The sequence below is a fragment of the Planctomycetota bacterium genome (assembly GCA_039819165.1).
GTDB lineage: Bacteria > Planctomycetota > Phycisphaerae > Phycisphaerales > UBA1924 > JAHCJI01.
In genome coordinates, this window is record JBCBSM010000001.1 from 1,404,950 (window position 1) to 1,414,415 (window position 9,466).

At 70.3% G+C, this 9,466-nt stretch carries 8 protein-coding genes; 5 read left to right on the forward strand and 3 right to left on the reverse strand.

Translation table 11 applies throughout. The features are described 5' to 3' along the window. Positions 1–4: 4 nt before the first annotated feature. Positions 5–523 (reverse strand): phosphatidylglycerophosphatase A, encoded by a 519-nt coding sequence (locus tag AAFX79_06135; protein MEO1008124.1) that lies wholly within the window; start codon positions 521–523, stop codon positions 5–7. Continuing rightward, complete coding sequence (locus AAFX79_06140; GenBank protein ID MEO1008125.1) at positions 520–1,191, reverse strand: CDP-alcohol phosphatidyltransferase family protein; 672 nt, start codon at positions 1,189–1,191, stop codon at positions 520–522. The genes AAFX79_06135 and AAFX79_06140 overlap by 4 nt, the downstream gene beginning before the upstream one ends. Positions 1,192–1,380: 189 nt before the next feature. On the opposite strand from AAFX79_06140, the gene AAFX79_06145 reads away from it, so the two are divergent. The 5 genes from AAFX79_06145 to AAFX79_06165 are packed head-to-tail and all read left to right on the forward strand — an operon-like array spanning position 1,381 to position 8,274. Further along, the gene (locus AAFX79_06145) at positions 1,381–2,325 is read left to right on the forward strand and encodes an NADH-quinone oxidoreductase subunit J (protein ID MEO1008126.1); all 945 of its coding nucleotides are present in this window, start codon (positions 1,381–1,383) and stop codon (positions 2,323–2,325) included. After that, a complete protein-coding gene (gene nuoK, locus AAFX79_06150) occupies positions 2,318–2,686 on the forward strand; it encodes an NADH-quinone oxidoreductase subunit NuoK (protein MEO1008127.1) in 369 nt (122 codons plus the stop codon). The genes AAFX79_06145 and nuoK overlap by 8 nt, the downstream gene beginning before the upstream one ends. Continuing rightward, on the forward strand, positions 2,683–5,013 hold the full coding sequence (nuoL, locus tag AAFX79_06155) for an NADH-quinone oxidoreductase subunit L (protein ID MEO1008128.1): 2,331 nt from the start codon (positions 2,683–2,685) through the stop codon (positions 5,011–5,013). The genes nuoK and nuoL overlap by 4 nt, the downstream gene beginning before the upstream one ends. A gap of 19 nt (positions 5,014–5,032) precedes the next feature. After that, complete coding sequence (locus AAFX79_06160) at positions 5,033–6,658, forward strand: NADH-quinone oxidoreductase subunit M (GenBank protein ID MEO1008129.1); 1,626 nt, start codon at positions 5,033–5,035, stop codon at positions 6,656–6,658. A gap of 5 nt (positions 6,659–6,663) precedes the next feature. Beyond that, entirely contained in the window at positions 6,664–8,274 is a 1,611-nt protein-coding gene (locus AAFX79_06165; protein MEO1008130.1) for an NADH-quinone oxidoreductase subunit N, read from the forward strand. On the opposite strand, the gene AAFX79_06170 is transcribed toward AAFX79_06165, so the two are convergent. Then, entirely contained in the window at positions 8,271–9,089 is an 819-nt protein-coding gene (locus tag AAFX79_06170) for a hypothetical protein (GenBank protein MEO1008131.1), read from the reverse strand. The genes AAFX79_06165 and AAFX79_06170 overlap by 4 nt on opposite strands. Positions 9,090–9,466: the final 377 nt, after the last annotated feature.

Consider the following 9,466-nt stretch of genomic DNA (forward strand, 5'->3'; position numbering starts at 1 on the left):
AACGTTAGAGAGCCATCGCCACCGCGACGCCGATCCAGAGGAAGGCCGCCGCCTGCACGCCGGCGACGAGGTCGTCCAGCAGGATGCCCCAGCCGCCGGGCGTCCTCTGGACGATGTTGGCGGGCCACGGCTTGAGGATGTCGAAGCCGCGGAACATCAGGAAGGCCAGCAGGGCCGAGCCGAGGGCGCCCGCGCCGCCGCCCAGCGGCGGCATGAGGGCGATGGTCAGGGCCATGCCCGCGGTCTCGTCGGCGACGACCTGGCCGGGGTCCTTCTTGCCGAAGCGGGCCTCGGCCCGATCGCCCAGCACGACGCAGGCCAGCGAGAAGACGATGGCGCACGCGAGCATGGCGACGCGGATGGCCCCGTCGCTGCCGAGTCCGAGCGCAAGCCCGAGGACGCCGGCCAGCGCGGCGGGCGGCAGCGAGCCCCAGGTGCCCGGCGCCGGGCGGAGGTGTCCCAGGCCCCCCACCGTCAGCCACGCGAGCCGAGCGTCCTTCTTGAGCTTGGCGGATCCGATCATCCTGGGGCCTCCGCATCGACATCGCCCGCCCCGGCTTCCGACGAGGCCCGGACCGCACGCATGAGATAGGGCACCGCCGACCAGGCGGTCACGAGCGTGGTGGCCCAGGCAGCGGCGGCGATGGCCCAGGCAATGCCGCGGGGCTGCTCAATGGGCCAAATGGCCACGGCGAGCAGGCAGGCGGGGATTACTAGCGATTGCATGATCATTTTCAATTTGCCGCTCAGGCTCGCCGAGAAATCCACGCCCCGGGCCTCGAAGGCCCCGCGGATCGAGGTCACCAGCAGCTCGCGGCCCAGGATGACCACGACCATCCAGCCCGTGAAGCCTGCGGCGGGCGCTCCGGCGGGCCCGGCGGCGAAGGCCGGCCCGGCGAGCATCACCAGGGTGCCAAGCACCAGCAGCTTGTCGGCAAGGGGGTCCATGACGCGGCCGAGGATGGTCACGGCGTTCCACCGGCGGGCAAGAAAGCCGTCGAGGGCGTCGGTGGCCGCCGCAATGGCGAAGAGCGTCGCCGCGGTGAGCAGATCGGTGCGCGGGCCCACGGCGACGCCCACCGGGTCGGCGTCGGCCAGGAGCGCGACGACGGTGGCCGCCAGCGCCAGCCGCAGGATGGTCAGGGCATTGGGGATGTTCTGGCGTGGCCCCGTGGCCGCGGGCTGCTGCACGCCGCAGCGTAGCCGCGGCGCGGGGCGACCCGGACCGCCGCCGGAGCGTGTGCGCCACCACGCTGGACGCTGTTGGACGCTGGCTCTATCGTCAGCCCTTATTCGCGGATCGGAGGCTCCCGACTGCGGGCGTGACGCGCTCGCCCGATGGTCGGCACTCGGCCCGCGCTGTCCGAGGCGGTGTCGAACGTGATCAGCCCCGTGTTGCTCTACCTCGCACTAGCGATCGGCGGCGTGGGCGTTGCCATCTCCATCCCGAGGAAGCGATACCAGGCCCAGCTGATCGGCGGCATCGTGGCGGCCACGGGCGTCGGCCTGCTGATCCTGCCGCTGGGCTTCACGAGCCTGGCGCGCGAGGACGGCCTGCCCAACCCCTTCTTCCACGTGTTCGCGATCATCGCGCTGGGCTCGTGCCTGCAGGTCATCACCCACCGCCGCCCGGTGTACGCGGTGCTCTACTTCGTGCTGAGCATCCTGGCGAGCGCGGGGCTCTACGTGCTGCTGGCGGCGGAGTTCATGGCGCTGGCGCTCGTGGCGATCTACGCGGGGGCCATCCTGATCACCTACGTCTTCGTGATCATGCTGGCCACCCAGCAGCCCACCGAGGACGACCTCGACGCCCTGGCGGAGTACGACGCGGTGGGCCGCGGCCCGCTGACGGCGACCATCGCGAGCTTCGCGCTGCTGGCGGCCTTGACCACCATGCTCTTCCGCGGCATCGATGAGCTCCCCGAGCCCTCGGCGGTCGACCAGATCGCCGTGCTGGACCGCATCCCGGGCCGCGTGGAGCGGGTGCTGGAACGCGAGGAGCTGATCCAGTCGGGCGACCGCGTGCTGAGCGTGGCGGCCGTCGCGGGCGAGCCACGGGCGATCGTGGAGACCAGCGGCGGGGGCACACGCCAGGTCGCCCTGCCGGCCGACCTGGCGCCGTACAACAGCGAGGCGCTGGGCTTCAACCTGCTGGCGGACTATCCAGGCACGATCGAGATCGCGGGCGTGCTGCTGCTGATGGCGATGGTGGGTGCCGTGGTACTGGCCCGCAAGTTCGCGCAGATCGACGAGGAGGAGAAGGCGGCGGCGGCGATGGCGGCGAGCGATCGCCTCGGTGGCGCGGGGGGCGGCAACGATGCCTGACGCACTCCTGCACGCCTCGACGCTGCTGGGCCAGGCGGCCTTCCCCGAGCCCATGGCGGCCTCGCACCTGGCCCACTACCTGGTGGTCTCGGCGGCGATGTTCGCGCTGGGCGTCGTCGGCTTCCTGACGCGCCGCAACCTGATCATCATGTTCCTGTGCACGGAGATGATGTTCCAGGCCGCTGGCATCGCGCTGATCGCCTTTAGCCGCTACCACCTCAACCACGACGGCCAGACGTTCGTGATCTTCGTGCTCACGGTGGCGGCGGCCGAGGCGGCCCTGGCGCTCGCGCTGGTCGTATTCCTGTTCCGCAAGCGGGACTCGCTGAGCGCCGAGGCGTGGTCGGAGCTGAAGGGATGAGCATGGACCTGCTCTCGGGCATCGGCACCGGCCTGCTGGCCGCCGCGGACGGGCCGTTCATCCCCGGCGGGTCGGCGCCGGCGTTCGTCGGGCTCATGCCGCTGCTGCCGCTCGTTGGCGCGGCGCTGTGCGTGCTGCTTGCGTGCCTGGGCGTCAAGAGCAAGCTGCCGGGCTACGCCACGGTGGGCCTGCTGGCCGGTTCGTTCGTGGTCGCGGTGCTGGCGTATCTCGGCGGCAACGACGGCGACAGCTACGGCGTGGCGACGATGTTCCGCTGGATCCACGCCTCCGCGGGCGATGCCACGCTCGTCGCGAACTTCGCGTACTACATGGACGGCCTGTCCATGCTGTGGATGCTGTTCGTGACCGGGCTGGCGACGGTCATTGCGCTGTACTCGACGGAGTACATGAGCCACGATCAGGGACTCGGATACTGCCGCTTCTTCTTCGCATTCAACGTCTTCGTCTTCAGCATGTCGAGCCTGGTGATGGCCGACAACTTGCTGCTGCTCTTCCTGGGCTGGGAGGGCGTGGGCCTGTGCAGCTACCTGCTGATCGGCTATTTCTACAAGAAGCCCGAGGCCATCGCGGCGGCGAAGAAGGCCTTCATCATCAACCGCATCGGCGACCTCGGCCTGCTGATGGCCATCGGCGCGATCTACGTCGTGTTCGGCACCATCGAACTGCGGCCGCTGTTCGAGATGATCACCCAGGGCGTCGACGGCAACGGCGGCGCGATCGACGGCACGTGGGTCGTTGTGGTCATCCCGCTGCTGCTGACGGCGGGCGCCTTCGGCAAGAGCGCCCAGCTCTTCTTCTATGTCTGGCTCCCGGACGCGATGGAGGGCCCGACGCCGGTGTCGGCCCTGATCCACGCGGCGACCATGGTCACCGCGGGCGTGTACCTGATCGCGCGGATGTTCCCGCTCTACGCCGCCGACGACGCGATGATCGCGCTCACGGTGGTCGCGTGGTCCGGGGCGATCACGGCGTTCTGGGCGGCGACGATCGAGTTCGCCCAGTACGACATCAAGCGGATCATGGGCTACAGCACCATCAGCCAGCTCGGCTACATGTTCGCGGGGCTCGGGCTGCTGGGCACGACGGGCGCGGTGTTCCACGTGTTCACACACGCGTTCTTCAAGGCCACGCTGTTCCTGTGCTGCGGGGCGGTCATGCACGGCTTCGGCGGGCAGCTCAGCCTCCGCCGGCTCTCGGGCGTCATGAAGATGCCCGGCTTCCAGATCACGGGCATCTGCATGTTCATCGGCTGCCTGAGCCTGAGCGGCGTCCCGTTCACCGCGGGCTACTTCTCGAAGGACATGATCCTGGCGCAGGCCTTCGCCACGCCGCAGGAGATGATCGGTGGCTCGTTCCTGATCGGCCTGCTGCTGCTGCTGACGGCGGCGATGACGGCGTACTACACCTTCCGGGTGTTCTTCCGGGTCTTCGTCGGCCCCAGGCACTTCGAGCCGGGCGACGACGACCACGGCGATGATCATGACAACGGTCATGGCCACGACGGGGACCATGACCCCGCGGACGAGGACGAAGGCGACGTGCTGCACACCGGCTTCCACCCGCACGCGCCGGGTTGGGCCATGAACACCGCCATGGTGCTGCTGGCGGTGGGCACGATTGCGGCGGCCGGTCTCTACTTCGTGAACAAGAAGGACCACGGCTGGGCGGGATCGATGGTCGGGCAGTCGAGCGCGGCGTTCGCGTCGCCCGGCCTCAGCCACGGCTCCACCGGGGGCGAGGGTCACACGTTGCGGCCGGAGCGTTCGGACGGCATCCTGCCCGTCGCCCTCGGCGACGCGGACGGCGCCGCGTCCGAGGCCGCGGCGGCGAGTGCGGCCGACGACGCGGTCGAGGCCGGCACGCTGCTCGGCCAGGATCCCTTCAAGATCATGTACTACGTGTCGGCGGTGCTCGGGCTGATCGGCATCGCGACCGCCGCCTGGTTCCACGGGCCGCGGGGCGTGTGGGGCCTGGGCTTGGGCAACCGCCGGACGCCCAGCGCCGTGCGCATGGACGCCGTCGCGGCCCGCTTCGGCCCGATCCCGCGGTGGGCGGAGCACAAGTGGTACGTCGATGAGTTCTACCACGCGCTCATCGTCCGCCCGCTGCGGGTGGCCTCGGAGTTGTTCTTCATCGTCGATCGGCTGCTGGTCGACGGACTCGTGGACCTGTTCGGCGCGGCGCCCCGCTGGATCGGGCACGCGCTCCGGCCCGCGCAGAACGGCGTGTTGCACGCCTACGCGTCGGGCATGGTGGCGGGCACGGCCGTGCTCATCCTGGTGATCGTCGTGGTGACGCTGCTCTAGACGGGGGACCCCCTTCGCGATGGACTCGGCGATGCTCTTCCTGCTGATCCTGCTGCCGCTGGTGTTCGCGGTGGGCATCGGCGTATCGCCGCGGCAGCACGCCCGCGGCATCGCGACCATCGGCACGCTTCTGCCGATCATCCCGATGGTGATCGCGCTCGTGCGGTTCGATTTCGCCAGCCCCGGCCTGCAGTTCGTCGGCTCGGTGCCCTGGGTGCCGCAGCTCGGCCTGGAGTTCGGCGTGGGCGTCGACGGCGTGGCGCTGCTGCTGATCGCGCTCACCGTGCTGCTGGGACCGATCTGCGTCATCGGCAGCTACAGCGCGATCCAGGAGAACCAGAAGACCTTCTACGGCTGGCTCGTGGGCCTGCAGGCGGCGATGACCGGCGTCTTCGCGGCGACCGACCTCGTCTTCTTCTACGTGTGCTTCGAGTTCACGCTGCTGCCCATGTACGTGTTGATCAACCTGTTCGGCTCGGCGAACCGGCGGCGTGCGGCGACCAAGTTCTTCCTGTACACCTTTACGGGCTCGATCGTCGCGCTCGCGGGCCTGGTGTATGTCGTCTTCCACCACCGCAGCCTGACGGGCCAGTGGACGATGGAGATCGCCGAGCTGGCGGCGACGGCATCGACGATGCCGCTGGACGTGCAGGCGCTGGTGATGGTCGCGCTGCTGCTGGGCTTCGCCGTCAAGGTGCCGCTATTCCCGTTCCACACGTGGCTACCGCTGGCGCACACGGAGGCCCCCACCGCCGGCTCGGTCATCCTGGCGGGCGTGCTGCTGAAGCTGGGCACCTACGGCATCTTCCGCTTCGTGCTGGGATTCGTGCCCGACGCCGTCATCGAGTACGCGGCCATCATCGCGGCGCTGAGCATCATCGGCATCGTGTACGCCGGCCTGATCTGCTGGCTCCAGAAGGACGTGAAGAAGCTGGTAGCCTATTCGTCGGTGAGCCACCTGGGCTTCTGCGTGCTCGGGCTGGTGGCGCTCAACAACGTCGGGCTCACCGGCTCGGTGCTGTACATGATCAACCACGGGCTGTCGACCGGCGCCCTGTTCCTGTGCATCGGCATGATCTACGAACGCTACCACACCCGCTCGATGGACGAGCTGGGTGGTCTGGCGGGCAAGATGCCCATCTGGTCGTCCTTCATGGTGTTCTTCGTGATGGCCTCGGTGGGCCTGCCGGGCCTCAACGGCTTCGTCAGCGAGTTCATGTGCATCATCGGCACGTTCCAGAGCAATGCGGCCTGGACGAGCGAGGGCCGCATCGGCGCCGAGGGCGGCACGCTCGGCCCCTGGTTCGCGCTCGCCGCCGGCACGGGCGTCATCGTGGCGGCGATCTACCTGCTGTACATGACCGGCCGCGTGGTCTTCGGCACCCTCCGCGAGCCGAAGGGCCACGATGGCCACGGGCACGATCACGGCGCACTGCCGACCGACCTGAACGCCCGCGAGATCGGGCTGCTGAGCGTGCTGGGCGTCGGCTGCCTGGTGCTGGGCGTGTACCCCACGCCGCTGATCGAGGCCATCGAACCCTCCGTGGGCCAGACGCTAGCGCAGTACGAGGATCGCCTGGAGGCGCACGCCGAGGCCCTCGCCGAGGCGCCCGCAACGCTCGCCGAGCCGGACGGGGAGGGCTGAGCGGCATGGCCGACAAGATTGCGCTGATCTGGCCCGAGATCGTCCTGTTCGCGACGACGTGCATTGTGCTGGTGCTCGGGCTCTCGCCGAACAAGAAGTCGAGGATCCTGTGCCTGCCGGCATCGATGATCGGCATGGGCGTGGCGGGCGCGCTGGCGCTGGCGCTGGGCGGCGGGCCGGATGCCGCGCAGGCAACCGACTCGGTGCTGCCGATGCTGCCGAGCTTCGCGAAGGTCGCCATCGCGGCCGTGGGCCTGCTGCTGCTGCTGCTGCAGGCGGGGCTGATCGATCGCCGCGAGGAGGCCTTGGTCGCCGCCGGCGGCCCCTACCGCCCGCTGCGGATGAACCGGGCGGAGTACTACGCCCTGACGCTGTTCTCCCTGACGGGCCTGATGCTGTGCGCATCGGCCGACGACCTGATCTGGCTGTTCCTGGCGCTCGAGCTCACCAGCCTGCCGACCTACGTGATGGTCGCGATGTCGTCCTCGCGAGACCGTGCGCAAGAGGCGGCGGTCAAGTACTTCTTTCTGGGGGCGCTGGGGGCGGCCACGTTCCTGATGGGCTTCGTGCTGCTCTACGGCGGCACGGGCACGGCCCACCTGCCCGAGATGGCGGCCTTCTTCGCGGCCAACGGCATCAACTCCGTCGCGATGGCGGGCATCCTGATCTCGATCGCGGGGCTGGGCTTCAAGATCGCGGCCGTGCCCATGCACTTCTACACGGCGGACGTCTACCAGGGCGCGGCGTCGCCGGTGACGGCCTTCCTCGCGTTCGTGCCCAAGACCGCGGGCTTCCTGGCGCTGCTGCTGGTGTGCGCAACGGTGGGCTGGAACCAGGGCGGCGAGGCGGGCGGGCTGCCCGAGGCCGTCCGCATCCTGCTGTGGGTGATGGCGGCCGTCACGATGACCGTCGGCAACGTGCTTGCGATCGTGCAGCACTCGATCAAGCGGATGCTGGCCTACTCGTCGATCGCCCACTCGGGCTACATGCTCGTCGGGCTGCTCGCGGGCCCGGGCGACGGCACCTTCGCTACGAGCGGCGTGTCGGCGGTGGTCTTCTACCTGGCGGCCTACGGCGTGATGAACACCGGCGCCTTCGCGGTGCTGGCCTGCCTGGAGCGGCGGGCGGCCGACCGTGGCGAGCCCCGCGAGATCGAGAGCTTCGAGGAGCTCCGCGGCCTGTGGAAGCGCGAGCCGCTGCTCGGCGTGCTGCTGGGGATCGTGGCGCTCAGCCTGCTGGGCTTTCCGCCGCTGCTGGGCTTCCTGGCGAAGCTGCCGCTGTTCACCTCGGGCATCGCGGCGGGCGAGATCACGCTGGTCGTGATCCTGGGCGTCAATTCGGCGATCGCCGCGTTCTACTACCTCCGCATCGTCAAGGCCGCCATCATCGATGCCCCCGAGGGCGGGGACGACGGAATCTCGTGGCACCCGCAGCGGGCCCAGCGTCTGGCGGTCGCGGCCGCGTCGGCGTTCGGTGTGATCGCGCTGGCGCTGTCGGCGAGGCTGATGGCGAGCGCCGCCGAGGCGTCGGCCGCCTACGTCCCGCCCGTGCAGCAGGCCGACGGAAGCGAGCCCGGCGATGCCCGCGTCGCGGCGGTCGACGAGCGCGGCCGCTAGCTGTCGTCGAGCCGGCGGAGCACGAAGCGCTGGATGGCGACGCCCGCGACGCCCAGCACGAGCCAGCCGGCCGCCAGCACCTCGGGCCGCACGGCGTCAAGATCCATCGATTCGCCGCGAGCCGAGAGCAGCAGTCCTGTGCCCAGCGGCCAGAGAGCAGCGCCGAAGAAGGCCGTCGCGGCGGCGTTGATCCGGCCGGGCGACGACGCCCCCACGACCGCGCCTCCGATGCCGGCCGCGACGATCGCGAGCAGCGCATAGCCGCGGATGTCCTCGGGGATCTGGCCCCACAGGTCGCGCAGGCCCTCCTCGGCCGCGGCCGAAGCGTCCAGAGTCATGGCGGCGGCGGGATCGAGGTCCACGAGCGGCGAGGCGGCCTGGATGGCATCGGCGGCGGTGGCCTGGATGGGCGTGCCGTCGGCAGGCTGATGAGCCACCAGGGGCTCGAACCCAAGCCCCAGCGCCACGAGGATGCCGGCGGCGACCAGCGCGGACGCGACGCTGCCTGCCACGAGGCACACGATGGCCCGCATCGCCGCCAGGGCCGCGATCACGCCGATGGCGGCCCCGACCGAGGCGGCGAGCAACGCCGAGGGCACGCCGGCGACGTCCTCGATGGGCAGGTGCCGGGAGGCCCACAGCCCGCCGGCGAGGCCCAGCGAACCGCCGACGGCGGCGAGGGCGATGCTCACGGCACGCGCGCCGGCGGCCCACAGCATCAGCCCGACAACCACCAGCACGCCGGCGGCCTCCGGCGAGCGTGCGGCCGCGAGGGCCTGCATCAGGATGTCCGTCGAGCCCATCTGGCCGTCCACGGCTTGCATCCCCCGACGCCGATAAGGTACCTCCCGGCGTCCGCTGCGACCACGAACCGTCCCGGTATCCCGGGCTGGTTCGCGGGCTTGATCGACCCGCAGCAGGCCGGCATCGGAGAAAGCAAGCGACGGCGGCCCGCGGCCGCGTCGGATTGGCCGGGCTCCACCGGTTGGATCCCCTGTGCCGCCGCCTATCGGCCGCGTTGGCTGCAACCCGCCGCGCACCGGCCGCGTACGGTCTGCCCGGAGCGTCGTCCGGCTGGATCCGGGCGGCACCCCACAGAGCCGGCCCCCGCATGCCGGCCTGAGAAGCAGGCCGCAATAAGCCGGCAGCACGCCGATGTCCGGCTCGCGAGCCGCGCGAGAGCACCCGGACA